The 12,786-nt window shown below is 50.3% G+C and carries 13 protein-coding genes and 2 pseudogenes; 7 read left to right on the forward strand and 8 right to left on the reverse strand.

What is annotated here, in order from left to right; genetic code table 11:
* Window positions 1-85: 85 nt before the first annotated feature.
* From Pmgp_RS00845 to Pmgp_RS00870, 6 genes and pseudogenes are all read left to right on the forward strand, one after another.
* Window positions 86-778 carry a Crp/Fnr family transcriptional regulator gene (locus Pmgp_RS00845; protein WP_134212062.1) on the forward strand — a complete coding sequence of 231 codons (693 nt, stop codon included), beginning with the start codon at window positions 86-88 and terminating at the stop codon, window positions 776-778.
* Between the two features lie 165 nt (window positions 779-943).
* Entirely contained in the window at window positions 944-1,318 is a 375-nt protein-coding gene (locus Pmgp_RS00850) for a GntR family transcriptional regulator (RefSeq protein ID WP_134212063.1), read from the forward strand.
* Window positions 1,319-1,322: 4 nt separating this feature from the next.
* Window positions 1,323-1,568: pseudogene (locus tag Pmgp_RS00855) on the forward strand (ATP-binding cassette domain-containing protein); the annotation flags it as partial.
* Window positions 1,569-2,088: 520 nt separating this feature from the next.
* Window positions 2,089-3,543, forward strand: a complete 1,455-nt coding sequence (locus Pmgp_RS00860) for an IS200/IS605 family element transposase accessory protein TnpB (RefSeq protein ID WP_134212064.1) — start codon at window positions 2,089-2,091, stop codon at window positions 3,541-3,543.
* A 367-nt stretch (window positions 3,544-3,910) separates the two neighbouring features.
* The gene (locus tag Pmgp_RS00865; RefSeq protein ID WP_134212065.1) at window positions 3,911-4,183 is read left to right on the forward strand and encodes a hypothetical protein; all 273 of its coding nucleotides are present in this window, start codon (window positions 3,911-3,913) and stop codon (window positions 4,181-4,183) included.
* A gap of 259 nt (window positions 4,184-4,442) precedes the next feature.
* On the forward strand, window positions 4,443-4,655 hold the full coding sequence (locus Pmgp_RS00870) for a YjfB family protein (RefSeq protein ID WP_134212066.1): 213 nt from the start codon (window positions 4,443-4,445) through the stop codon (window positions 4,653-4,655).
* Between the two features lie 88 nt (window positions 4,656-4,743).
* On the opposite strand, the gene Pmgp_RS00875 is transcribed toward Pmgp_RS00870, so the two are convergent.
* The 6 genes from Pmgp_RS00875 to Pmgp_RS00900 all read right to left on the reverse strand — a co-directional run bounded on the left by Pmgp_RS00875 (window position 4,744) and on the right by Pmgp_RS00900 (window position 10,382).
* A complete protein-coding gene (locus Pmgp_RS00875; protein WP_134212067.1) occupies window positions 4,744-5,451 on the reverse strand; it encodes an ABC transporter ATP-binding protein in 708 nt (235 codons plus the stop codon).
* Between the two features lie 2 nt (window positions 5,452-5,453).
* Window positions 5,454-6,221 (reverse strand): ABC transporter ATP-binding protein, encoded by a 768-nt coding sequence (locus Pmgp_RS00880; protein ID WP_134212068.1) that lies wholly within the window; start codon window positions 6,219-6,221, stop codon window positions 5,454-5,456.
* Window positions 6,222-6,247: 26 nt separating this feature from the next.
* Entirely contained in the window at window positions 6,248-7,147 is a 900-nt protein-coding gene (locus Pmgp_RS00885) for a branched-chain amino acid ABC transporter permease (protein WP_134212069.1), read from the reverse strand.
* 4 nt (window positions 7,148-7,151) lie between these two features.
* Window positions 7,152-8,027, reverse strand: coding sequence for a branched-chain amino acid ABC transporter permease (locus tag Pmgp_RS00890; RefSeq protein WP_134212070.1), 876 nt, complete (start codon window positions 8,025-8,027; stop codon window positions 7,152-7,154).
* A 111-nt stretch (window positions 8,028-8,138) separates the two neighbouring features.
* A complete protein-coding gene (locus tag Pmgp_RS00895) occupies window positions 8,139-9,311 on the reverse strand; it encodes an ABC transporter substrate-binding protein (protein WP_134212071.1) in 1,173 nt (390 codons plus the stop codon).
* 189 nt (window positions 9,312-9,500) lie between these two features.
* Window positions 9,501-10,382 carry a DMT family transporter gene (locus Pmgp_RS00900; RefSeq protein WP_427909997.1) on the reverse strand — a complete coding sequence of 294 codons (882 nt, stop codon included), beginning with the start codon at window positions 10,380-10,382 and terminating at the stop codon, window positions 9,501-9,503.
* Between the two features lie 147 nt (window positions 10,383-10,529).
* On the opposite strand from Pmgp_RS00900, the gene Pmgp_RS00905 reads away from it, so the two are divergent.
* Entirely contained in the window at window positions 10,530-11,288 is a 759-nt protein-coding gene (locus tag Pmgp_RS00905) for an epoxyqueuosine reductase (protein WP_134212073.1), read from the forward strand.
* A 7-nt stretch (window positions 11,289-11,295) separates the two neighbouring features.
* On the opposite strand, the gene Pmgp_RS00910 is transcribed toward Pmgp_RS00905, so the two are convergent.
* Both Pmgp_RS00910 and Pmgp_RS00915 read right to left on the reverse strand, forming a co-directional pair.
* Entirely contained in the window at window positions 11,296-12,537 is a 1,242-nt protein-coding gene (locus tag Pmgp_RS00910; protein ID WP_134212074.1) for a multidrug effflux MFS transporter, read from the reverse strand.
* Window positions 12,538-12,597: 60 nt separating this feature from the next.
* Window positions 12,598-12,783: pseudogene (locus Pmgp_RS00915) on the reverse strand (PEP-utilizing enzyme); the annotation flags it as partial.
* Window positions 12,784-12,786 lie beyond the last annotated feature (3 nt).

Raw genomic sequence — 12,786 nt, forward strand, 5'->3', positions numbered from 1 at the left:
TTCTTGCTTCTTTTGTAAAGTTATCTTATGATATTGGGAGCACAAAATCGGTAACCAGGGTTACCAAAATACAAGGTGAGTGAAAATGTTTAAGAAATGGCTGAAAGTTTTTTCTCAGTGCGACTTATTCAAGGGTATAAATCCCGAGGAATTGAACCTTGTTTTCAACTGCCTCAAACCAAAAGTGAGCAACTACGAAAAAAACGACTGGGTGGCTGTCGCCGGTGAAAAATTTACCGGCCTGGGGGTTGTCCTTGCCGGTGAGGTGGTGGTGGTCAAGGAAAACGCGGCCGGCAACAGGGTGATTATAGCGGTGAACACCCCGGGGGAGATGTTCGGCGAGATGGCCGCGTTTTCAGGTGAAGGTGTGTGGCCTGTCTCGGTGACGGCCAGGACCGCGTGCACTGTCATGTTTTTACCGGCGGGAAAGATCGTCGGCAACTGTGAAATGTTATGCGCCAGCCACAGACTGCTGGTTACCAACCTGCTGGAGATCGTTTCACATAAAGCGCTCATGCTGCACCGCAAGGTGGAATACCTGGCGATTAAGAGCCTCAGGGGAAAGATAAGCACATTCCTGCTGGAAAATTACAAAAAGATGGGCAAACCCACTTTTTTATTACCACTGAAAAGGAACGAACTGGCAGATTTCCTGAATGTTTCCCGGCCGTCGCTTTCCCGTGAAATGTGCCGGCTGCGGGACGAAGGTGTGATAGATTTTCACCGGGAGTCTATAAAGATCAGAGAAGTAAATGCTTTAAGAAATATGGCTGAATAGAAGCAAAGCGATCGAACATAGCAAAGACGGCTGCCGAAATAATGGCGGCCTTTATTAATTTAAAGGTAAAAAGTTTCTACTGTTGACAAAAACACTGTTAAAATATATACTGTATATATCGTATATATACAGTATATATTTTAAGCACATGGAGGGTAAGAATGAGTGAACATAATTATATCCAACTCGTCTCAGGAACCCATTTACGAGCAGATTTACAAACAGATTAAGAACAGCATTATCATGGGAGAAATAAAGACCGGCGAACTGCTGCCTTCCATCAGAAACCTGGCGCGGGAACTGCAGATCAGCGTGATCACAAGTAAAAGGGCATATGAGGAGTTGGAGCGGGACGGTTTCATCGAAACAGTACCTGGCAGAGGTTCCTATGTTTCGGAACAGAGTGCCGAGATGCTTAAAGAAAAAAGGATGAGGATGGTCGAGGAAAAATTGTTTGAAATTGTGTCTGACAGCAAAATGCTAGGGATCAGTCTGGCTGAACTGCACCAAATGCTGGATTTGATCTTTGGGGAGGAGTAGCGTGATGGAAAACATACTGGAAGTGAACAACCTTTCAAAAAAATTTAAGGACTTTAACCTGAACAAGATATCATTCTCCATCCCTTACGGATATATTATGGGTTTTATTGGACCTAACGGGGCGGGGAAGACAACCACCATCAAGCTGATTATGAACCTTTTAAATAAGGATGGGGGTGAAATCAGGGTGTTTGGCCGGGATCACCAGGAGTTTGAAAAGGAAATTGTTCTTTGGTCCCAGTATACTTTTCGGCTATTTTACAAATAGTCAAGAACATCCTTTAAGCAAAACATTATTGCTTTATACCAGCGAAAACTTGTTGGTGGTTTACCTGATAGCTATCCTTATTACTCTCATTATTCTGGCAGTTTCTTTTGTCATATCCCTGAGAATATACCTGAACAAAGATCTATAAACGGCTCAGCCGGGACTGTTTTGATACTTTTCGCCATACAATTCACCCTAATTCTGTAAAATTTAAGAAAAAAGAAAGAAATTAAATATAAAAAATTAATTATTATCAATTATTGTTTACATTAGTCATCTGATAGCCATTAAAATACGAGGAGGTATGTAACTGCTTTAAAATAGATATACAGAATTACACATTTAATAACAAACCATTATATAGATAAACCATTGACACGAACACCTGTTTTGATATAGTAATGGTAGGGAGTGGTGTCAATGGATAAATTATCAATATCGTCAGGTAATAAGAATATCAAAAATATAATCAAATTTAGAGGATTTAAGGAGGTGATTGCCGGTGAAAACCACGGTTAGAGGCGTCATCCTCCAGTTAACGGAAATCCAAAGAATCTTCCTCGATAATCTGATGGGCCGCTATTGCGCCGCCGTAAGGTGGTCATTTAAGAGACTTATGGACAATTGGAAAACCCAGGATATACGCCTGGCGGTACAGGGCAAGTTCAGCCTCAACTCCCGCCAGGCCAACGATGCGGTTCACGATGCCCAGGCAACAATAAAATCACAGAAAGAGCTGGTTAAACTAAATCACGCAGGCGCCGCAAATAAAGTGGAATTCACCCAAAAGCGCCTGGAGAAAGCCAGGTCTTCCGGAAAAAAAGCCAAGCTGCAAAGACGCCTGGACAAAGAAGAGAGGAAGTTGGCATTCTGGCAGAAGCACCTTGATGCCGGCACGTTTCCACCAGTGGTGTTTGGCGGTAAAAAACTCTTCCATAAACGCTGCAAGGGTAACATTACTCACGAAGCATGGCAGGAAGCCCGGAGCAGCCGCTACCTTTCCAGGGGTGACAAGACAAAGGGCGGCAACCTGAACATAAGGCTGTGCATCAAAGACGGCAACATCTACCTGGACATAGCCGCAGAGCCGGTCGAGACAGAAAAGTCCGTCCGCTACAGCCGTATCACCCTCCCGGTCTACCTAGCCCATAAGCCTTCCAAGAAGACCGGTTTGATCAACGGGCGCAACTACCGGCAGATGGTGTTGGATTACCTTAAAACCGGCAGCGCCTATCAAGTGGAAATCATCCGGGAGAATGGCCGCTATTACATTCACGTAACCATCGAAGAAGAAATACCCGTACCATATATCCCCCATAGCGGAGTTATTGGCGTTGACACCAACCCGGAGGGATTGGGCATAGCCCGCGCCGACTGCCTGGGGCAGTTCAAAGAAAGCCTTTGGTTAGCACAGAGCGAGTGGACATATGCCCGGAGCAACCGGCGGGACAACCTGATCGGTGGGGCCGCGTCACTGGTGGTGAAAATGGCGAAACAGTTAAATTGCGCCCTTGCTGTTGAAGATCTGGAGTTTAAAAACGACAAGTCCGTGACGGCCAAATTCAACCGGATGAGCCACGGGTTCGTCTGGTCGAGCTTTTTAACAAAGGTAGAACGCAGGGCCGCCCGCGAGGGAGTGCCCCTGGTAAAGGCGCCGCCGCCCTTCACGTCGATAGTCGGCATACTTAAATATCAGCAGCAGTATGGGATCTCCAACCACGAGGCGGCGGGATATACAATAGCCAGGCACAGCCTTGGTTACAGCAACGAAAAGGTTCCTAAACAATTGGTACAAAAGTTTATCAAGAAAAGAGATACCTTCGCGTCGTTAACCAACTGGAAGCAATGGAGTTCAGTCAAGAAAGCGATAATCGCCGCAATTAAAAAACAAGCCAAACAGGAGGTGAAAAGCCTGGTTTCCTGGCAGCACCACAGAAAACAACTGATAGCAGGGTAAACCCTTTGCCATAAAGTTTGCGTTGCGGCACAGTACACGCAGTGAAAGGCTGTTGCCGCGAGTAACGATCAGGCGGTGGGTAACACCCCTTTCGGGCAGGACCCAGCACTCAACCTAATACTTGATAGATTACCTCCTTAACGGAAAGATAAAACCTTCTCTAATTTTCTTATCTGTCAAACGCTAGGTTGAGTGCTGGGGCGGTGAACCGTAAGGCGAGCCACCCGGAATATGGACGAGAGTCCATAGCTCAGCAGTTGAATCCTGTGACGCTGCCTCCCGTTAGTCGGCGGGAGAGAAATCTAAATATATCTGGATTATCCTGTATAAATCAGATATGTCTAGTTTTCAGAAACCAGGTGCTGGTGTGAACAAGGATGAACTAAGATGGATGCTTTCTGAATTGACTGAAAAAAACGCTGTAATCAGAGGTTACGCGCAAATGGCCTTAGAGTGCGATCATCCTGAGTGGGCGATGAAGTACATTTTTTCGATAATTCAACATATTGACAAGCTGACTGTTCTGACTTCGATTATAACAGACCTCTATCTGACCGGTAAAGATGACGGCTGCGACACCGGCGACGCGGCGGCTTTAGCCAGTATTGCCGCCAGAGCGGAAAGTATTAAGCTGCATTAACAGTACTTGATAACCATGTTACAATGTACAAGTATTCCACATTTACAGAAGGATACGATCTTAATCAATTACATTACATAATTCAGTACGGGAGGTTAAGTACGGAAAGCTGCTTTTGAGACGGTTTATTGAACTGTTTAATTAAAACGTACCGTGATCACTGTTCGGTTGAGGTATCCTTTGCCGGGTACGTGTTGCTTTTGGCTAATTATAGAGCTAAAGAATCTGTAACTTTATACGATTTATTATATATCAGGATATGAAGGGGGGAACTGAAACGGATGCTGACGTTTTAAGCATTGCGGGGACCTACTCCATGCTGAAAATGGTGCAGAATCAAGGCGCGGTGCAAACGCTGGTCCTGCGCAAAATTATGGACCGGCAGGAGACGGCCATGCAGGGAGTGCTGAACACAATGCCACAGGTATCCAACCCTCCCGATCTGGGAAACAATATTGACCGTTATGTCTAACGGTCGGAAATGCCAAAGGAACGGGGACACTTCTCTATAATAGGCATTCCTTTTTGGATGAGAAATGTCCCCGATTGGCTCGATTGTTTTACTCTCCCAAATAACACTTTCTGACTTCGGGGTTGTCGGCCATCTCGGCGGCGGGGCCTGAAAGGGCTATTTCCCCTGTTTCCAGCACATAAGCGCTGCCGGCAACGGAGAGAGCCATGTGGGCATTCTGTTCCACCAGCAGAATGGTCGTCCCTGAGTTGTTGATTTCCCTAATGATCGAGAATATCTCTTCCACCAGCATGGGGGCCAGGCCCATGGAAGGTTCGTCCATCAAAAGGAGCTGCGGCCTCGACATCAGAGCCCGGCCCATCGCCAGCATCTGCTGTTCGCCGCCGCTTAGTGTCCCGGCAAGCTGGCTCTTTCTTTCCTGGAGGCGGGGAAATCTCTTAAAAACATTGGCCAGGGATTCTTTGGCCTCCTGGGAACTGCCGCGGGAATACGCTCCCATTTCCAGGTTTTCCAGCACGGTTAGCCTGGTAAACACCCTTCGCCCTTCGGGAACCATGGAAATCCCCATGCCCACGATCTTGTAAGGCGGTACCTTGTTGACAACAGTCCCTTTGTATTCAATCCGCCCGGACTGAGCGCGCACCAGCCCGCAGATGGTCCTCAAGGTAGTGCTTTTGCCGGCCCCGTTGGCGCCGATCAGGGCGACTATTTTTCCTTCCTCAACTTCAAAGGAGATGCCTTTTAAGGCCCGGATGCCGCCATATGAGACATGCAGGTTTTCAACAGCTAAAAGCATGATCAGCCCACTTCCTTCCCCAGGTAGGCGGTGATAACCGCCGGGTCCTTCTGAACCTCCGAAGGAGTGCCTGAGGCGATTTTGCACCCGTAGTCAAGCACGTCGACACAATCAGAAATATTCATGACAAACTTCATGTCATGCTCCACCAGCAGGATGGTCACGCCGGTTTGCCGGATGTTTAAAATCATCTGCATTAATGTTTGTTTTTCCTGCGGGTTCATGCCTGCCGCCGGTTCGTCCAGGAGCAAAAGCACAGGTTCGGCGGCAAGCGCCCTGGCTATTTCCAGGCGCCTTTGTTCACCGTAGGAGAGGTTTCTGGCCTGCTCATTCTTTTTAGCGGTAAGCCCGACCAGATCAAGGGCTGACAGGGACTTTTCCGCAATAGTTTTTTCCTCCCGCTTTATCCCCGGGTGGCGGGTCAGCGCGCCGAAAATACCCCCGCCGGCGCGGCAGTGGCGGCCGATCTTGACATTATCCAGTACTGAAAGGTTTTTAAACAGGCGTATGTTCTGAAAGGTCCGGGCAATGCCCAGGGAAGTGATCGCGTAAGGCTTCAGGCCGGTAATGTTCTGGCCTTTAAAGGTGACCTTGCCCCGGGTGGGAGTGTAAATACCCGTGATAACGTTAAAAACCGTGCTCTTGCCGGCCCCGTTGGGCCCTATCAGTGAGCCGATCTTTCCTTCTTCCACCTGCATGTTTAACTCACTGACAGCGATCAGGCCGCCAAATCTAATTGTCATATGGTCAAGTTCAAGTAAAACAGGCATATATACACCTCTGGTTCACTTTGTTATTAACTGTCCCCGGATACAGTCCCCTTGCCGGCGCCGCGCGATCTGAGACTTCTGAAGACCCGCACCAGATCCACATTTCCCAGCAAACCGTACGGGCGGAAAATCATCATCAGGATCATCAGGGCGCCGTAAATCAACATGCGGTATTCCTTGACAAAGCGCAGGAACTCGGGCGCCAGGCTGAGCACGGCTGTGCCCAGGATAGTCCCCGGGATGCTGCCAAGGCCGCCCAGCACCACGAAGTTCAAGATGTCGAACGACCTGGAGAATCCGAAGTCTGAAGGGTTCAAGTACTGCATCATGTGGGCGAAAAGAGCCCCGCTGACACCGGCAAAAAAAGTGCCTACCGCGAAAGCCTTGATTTTGTACCAGTAAACGTTGATGCCCATGGTTTCAGCCGCTATTTCGTCCTCCCGGATAGCTGCCAGCGCCCGGCCAAAACGTGAATTTTGGATGCGGTACAGGCTGAAAACTGTCAGCACAACCAGGATGTAAACAATGGCTATATTGGTTTCCTTGGGTATGCCCCCAAGCCCCATGGCACCCCCGGTAATTTTCGTGTTTATAAAAACAATCCTGACGATTTCACCAAACCCGAGTGTGGTAATACCCAGGTAATCCCCCGTCAGGCGCATGCTCGGGATCCCCAGCAAAATTCCAAACAGGGCGGCCAACAAACCTCCAACGAGCATGTTCAAGAAAAACGGGGTATGCAGGTAAATGGTCATTAAAGCGGAAGAATAAGCGCCGATACTCAAAAAAGCGGCATGACCGAAGGAAAACTGACCTGTCACACCCGTAATAAGGTGCAGTCCTAGCGCGGCAATAAGGAAAATTCCCATCATGGTCAGGACCTGGTTATAATAAGGGTTGGTGAGGATACTTAAAACACCTTCCATCTGCCTACACCTTCCTCTGAATGGGATGCCCCAAAAGGCCGGTAGGCCTGAAAAGCAAGATGATGATTAAAAGGCCAAAAGAGATAGCTTCCTTGTAAGTGTCAAATCCCGCGGCTACGCCGAAAACCTCGGCTATGCCCAGCAGCAGGCCTCCCAGCATTGCTCCGGGGATACTGCCGATCCCCCCGACAACCGCCGCACAAAAAGATTTAAGGCCCACGGTGACACCCATGAAAGGGTTGATGGAATTAAAATACATGCCCACCAGCACCCCGCCGGCGGCGGCCAGGGCGGCGCCCGCGGCAAAGGTGAAAGACACCACATGGTTAACGTTGATGCCCATCAAATTCGCGGTTTCATAGTCCTCGGAGGTAGCCCGCATGGCTTTGCCGATTTTAGTGTACTTGACTGTGATTTCAAGAAAGACCATCAACAGGCTGGCAACGATCAGGATTACAACCTGAATCAAGGAGAACTTCACCGGGCCCAGCGCATAGACTGTATCCTGGATCACGTGGGGGAAACCGAGCGGGTTGGGGTCACCCTTGATCAAGGTGACCAGTGTCTGCAGGAATATGGAAACGCCCAGGGCGGAAATAAGGGGGGCGAGCCTGGTGGAGTTGCGGAGCGGGCGGTAGGCCACCCTTTCAATCAGCACCGCCAGAGGGATGCAGACTGCCATTGCCGCCAGCAGGGCAATAAAGAAATTGACTTTGTATACGGCAACCATAATCAAGCCCACAAAAGCACCGATCATGTAGACTTCCCCGTGGGCAAAATTTATCAGCTGGATGATGCCGTAGACCATGGTGTAACCCAGGGCGATCAAAGCATAGGTCGCGCCGAGGGTCACCCCGTTTACTAGCTGCTGAAAGAACATTTATAAACCTCCTGATTCAGCCGCGGCACGCGGCAGAGGACGTAGATACCTGGGCAGCCTGCCTGTTTTTACAGGCAGGCTGCGCGGCACTGAATTAGATGAAATAAAAATCTAGGCTGTCGGTATTACAGTTTTAACAACAAATTCCGAGTTTTTGACTTCCTGCAGGTAGACAGGGCTCTTGATCGGTTCGCGGTTGGCGTCAAAAGTGATCGTGCCTGTCACGCCCTTGAAATCTTTGGTTTTGGCCAGCGCTTCTTTAAACACAGTCGGGTCGGCGCTGTTGGCCTTTTTCATGGCCTCGGCCAGCATCATCACAGCATCGTAGCCCTGGGCCGCGAACATATCCGGCTTGCTGTTGTTGTTCTTGGCCTGGTACTTGTCAATAAACTCCTTGGTTATGCCGACGGCGTTTTTCGAGTCCACTGCGAAACCGGCGTAAACCATGCTGCCTTCAACCGCTTTTTCTCCTAATTGATAAAGTTCCTGGCCGAGGAGCCCGTCACCGCCGGCCATAACCTGGTTCAGGCCCTGCTTGCGCATTTCTTTCATGAAAAGCGCGCCCTCGGTGTAGTAACCTGTAAAGATGACACCGTCGAAACTCTTCTGGCTCAGTGAGGTAACCTGAGCGCTGAAGTTGGTGTCTTTTTCCATAATGCTCTGCTCCGCCACAATCTCAACGCCGTATTTAGCCAGCGCCGGTTTGAAGATGGCAGTCAGGCTTTCACTGTAGGACAGGCCGGTGGTGGTTACCAGGGCCACCTTTTTCCACTTGAGTTCTTCACTCAGGTACTTGGTGACAGCCGGGGCCGCAACAGCGTCCAGCAGCGTGTCACGGTAAATATAGTCGCCGATTTCAACAACACCGGTGCCTACGGCTCCCGCTGAAAGGAGCACTACCTTGGCCGGCTGGCAGATTTGGGCTGCCGTCTTGGTTATGCCTGTGGTCGGGTCGCCGACTATCGCCACAACTTTCTGGGTAATCATTTTCTGGGTTACATTGGCGGCCTCGCTGCTGTTGCTGCCGTGGTCGCCTTCAACAATTTCCAGCTTTTTGCCCAGAACACCGCCGGCTTTGTTGATATCATCCACCGCCATCTGCATACCCTTAAGGGTCTCAATGCCATAGTGGGCGTGGGCGCCGGTTTTTCCTCCGAGGAAACCTATCTTGATAGTGTCTCCTCCCGCAGCCTTGGGGGCATCCTTGGAGCCTCCGCAGCCGGCCGCCAGCAGCGCCACAGCCAGCAGCGCAACCAGCGCGAACAAGTAAATTCTTTTCCTCAATTCTTTAATCTCCTCCTTGATATATTTGGCACTTTTTTGACAGGTTCACCTCCCGCAAGTCCAGAATTAAAAATAAAATAAGTCATAATTTCAACACTTTTTACCCTAATCCTTCTTTCTTTGGCATAGAGGGGAAACCTTGCTTTAAGAATCCTGGAACCTTTACTCGTAGATTAGACTTTGTAAAAGCTAATTTCTCACAGAGGAAATGAAGACGCAAAGGCCGAAAATAACGGTAATACCGCCGGCAACCTGCAGCAGGCCGGGTATCTCCTGAAAAATAAAATAGGCCAGGATTGTCGCCCCTACAGGTTCGCCGAGTATACTGACTGAAACCACCACGGCCTTAACATAACGGAGCGCCCAGTTAAAAACGGTATGGCCTAAAATAGTGGGGACAACGGCAAGGGCGAAAAACCAGAGCCAGTCAAAAGCGGGGTAAGGATAAAACCGGGTTCCGGCCGCCAGGTTGAAAATGAGCAGAACGGCCGCGGCAGAGCCAAATACCACAAAGACATAGGGAAAAAGTGAGAGCCCGGACCTTAATTTACGGCCGATCATAACGTAAACAGCCACAAAAAAAGCCCCGCTGAAAGCCAGGATGTCTCCTTTTAAGGCCGTACCGCCCAACTGGAAATCGTTGATGCCGATCAACACGCTGCCGGCCAGGGCTATGGCCGCCCCCGCCAGACCTCTAATGCCGATCTTCTCTTTCAAAAGCAAAACACCGCCTGTAACGACGAAGAGGGGCTGCATCGTAACCAGCACAGTGGAACTGGCGACGGAAGTATAATTAAGAGAGGTTATCCAAACAGAAAAATGCAGGGCTAAAAAAGCGCCGGCAAGCGCCGCCATACCGAGATCCCGCCTCTTGATGCCCCTGAGTTCTTGGCGGCCGCCGGCATTCAAGGCCAGCGGGGCAAGCAGGGCCACCGTGAAGGCCAGCCTGTAAAACGCTATCACCAGCGGGGGGGCGGTGGCAAGCTTGGTGAAAATGGAGGAAAAAGCGACTGCCGCCACACCCAGTAATACAGCCGCAAGAGGGTTGATTAAAGATTCTTTTCTTTCCACAGATATCTCCGTTTGTCGTTTTATTATGAATTCTCTGCCTGTTGTCCGGTTTCCTTTATAAAATCACAATGGAAACAAAAACCAAGTTTTTTTCAGAGGCTAATATATAAGAGCTTTAAAAGAATAAATACTTATCGGGGGATTCTAATGAAAGCATTAATTAAAGATGTGTTAGGCAGAACAGTATCAGAAAACGGGAGACAGGGCCTCTACCGCGGCCCGCTTACCGGATTTGCCCGGGCGGATGACCCGCTCTTCAGTGAATTAAAACAGGCGGTCGGGACCAGCCACCTGCTTCCTTCTGATATTCTTGCCGGAGCGAAATCGGTGGCGGCTTTTTTCATCCCGTTCAGCAAAGAGCTGGTTGAGGTAAATAAAAAGCACGCCTACGTTGCCAGGGAATGGGCGGAGGCGTACATTGAAACAAACAGGCTGATCAGCCTTTGCTGTGAGAGGCTGGCGGAAGCGTTGGCGGCTGAAGGGGTAAAGACAAACTGGCAGCAGCCCACCCATAACTTTGACCCGGAAAAGCTCATTTCTTTCTGGTCCCACAAGCATGTGGCCTATATCTGCGGCCTGGGCGCCTTCGGCCTGCACCACATGCTTATAACTGCCGCCGGCTGCGCGGGACGCGTCGGCAGCATTGTTATGGACCAGCCGATAGATCCCACACCCCGCCCGGAAACGCAGTACTGCCTTTTTCACAGCGGCGGCAAATGCCTTGCCTGCGTCCGGAACTGCCCCACCGGCGCCCTGACGCGGGAAGGGCTGAACAAGCAGAAATGCTATGAGCGCTGCCTGGAAGTCGACGCTTACTACAGCGACCTGGGTGTCTGCGACGTCTGCGGCAAATGCGCCACCGGGCCGTGCGCGGTAAGGGAACTGCAACCGGGGCAAGGTGTATAAACAGTCTTTACCTGGCCTGGCGCGCCGGCGCCGCGGCGAAAGCATCAGGGACCTGTTTGATAAACGGTTTTTTAGAAAACAGCAGCCAGAACGCCCCGCCTGTCAGACCGGTTAAAAAGTTCATAATACCGAGCGCGAAAATGGTATTGGCCCAGTCCAGAGAGATTAAAAACATCCCTAAACTGCCCATCAAAAGGGCGCAGCAGCCCATGAGCGAGGAAGCTGAACCGGTGTCTTCACGCTGTTGCTCCAGCATCAGGTTGGTGCCGGGCGGACGCAAACAACTTCCGGCGATGGTACACGGGATCAGCGAGACGGCGAACAGCCAGGGACTAAAATTGCCCAGGCCGCGTACCAGCAGCCCGCCCAGGGTCATTGCCGCAAAACAGGCGATAATAATTGAACTGCGGTAAAACCGCCTGGATAAATTTATGTACAGCAGCGGGCCAAGCAGCAAACATAGCGCGTTAAGGGCAAAAAAATAGCTGTACACCTGCTCGCTCAGCCCAAACCATTTGATATAGATATAGGACGAAGAGGCTACAAAAGACAGCATAGGTATGCTGCATAAAGAAAAAACCAGGAGCAGGGATGCAAATCCAGGATTTTTAAGCACTGTTCCCAGGCGGCCCATCGTCTGAAATATGGTGCCGGTATAACGTACTCCTATGGTTTCTTCCAGGGCAGCGCCGCCTGCCAGGGCTAAAAGCCCGGCCCCGGTCAGAATCCAGAAGACACCCCGCCAGGTGGTAAACGTCAGCATAGCGGCGCCCAGCACCGGAGCCACCGCCGGAGCAACCACCACCATGGAATTTACCAGCGCCAGGAAGGATTCACGCTTCCTGCCGTCATAAACATCTTTGACGATAGCTGTCGCCACCGCAGAAGCCGAACTGCCCCCGGCAGCCTGAAAAACACGGAAAATAATTAACTGATAAATATTCCCGGCGCATGCGCACATAAGACTTGCCGACGCATAGATAATCATGCCCGCCAGCAGTACAGGCCGGCGCCCGTACTTATCGCTTAACGGTCCCCAGAACAGGATCCCGGCGCTGTAAAAGATAAAGAATAAGATTAGAGTGAGGTTGACTATGTTCACCGGAGCGTGAAAATAGTTCGTCATGCCCGGTAAAGAAGGTAGATAGAGGTCGGTGGACAGCGGAGTGAAAGCGCTGAGAAATGCTATGAGCGCCACCAGCCCTTTCTGACCAAGGCGCTTTTGCTCTTTGTTTTTATAAGTGCTCATTTTTTAAGTTTTCGGTAGCTGGATGAAAGATTCCTTCATTCTTTAAAGGAGAAAACAATCTTACAAAATTTCCACAAAGCCTTCCGTTCCGTTGACCCGGATGTTCTGCCCGTCTTTGATCAGCTGCGTGGCGTTCTCCACCCCTACCACCGCCGGAAGGCCGTACTCGCGCGCAATCACGGCGCCGTGCGTCATCAGCCCGCCCACTTCCGTAACGAGGCCTTTGATCGATACAAACAGCGAGTCCTT

The organism is Pelotomaculum propionicicum, from assembly GCF_004369225.1.
Classification (GTDB): domain Bacteria; phylum Bacillota; class Desulfotomaculia; order Desulfotomaculales; family Pelotomaculaceae; genus Pelotomaculum_B; species Pelotomaculum_B propionicicum.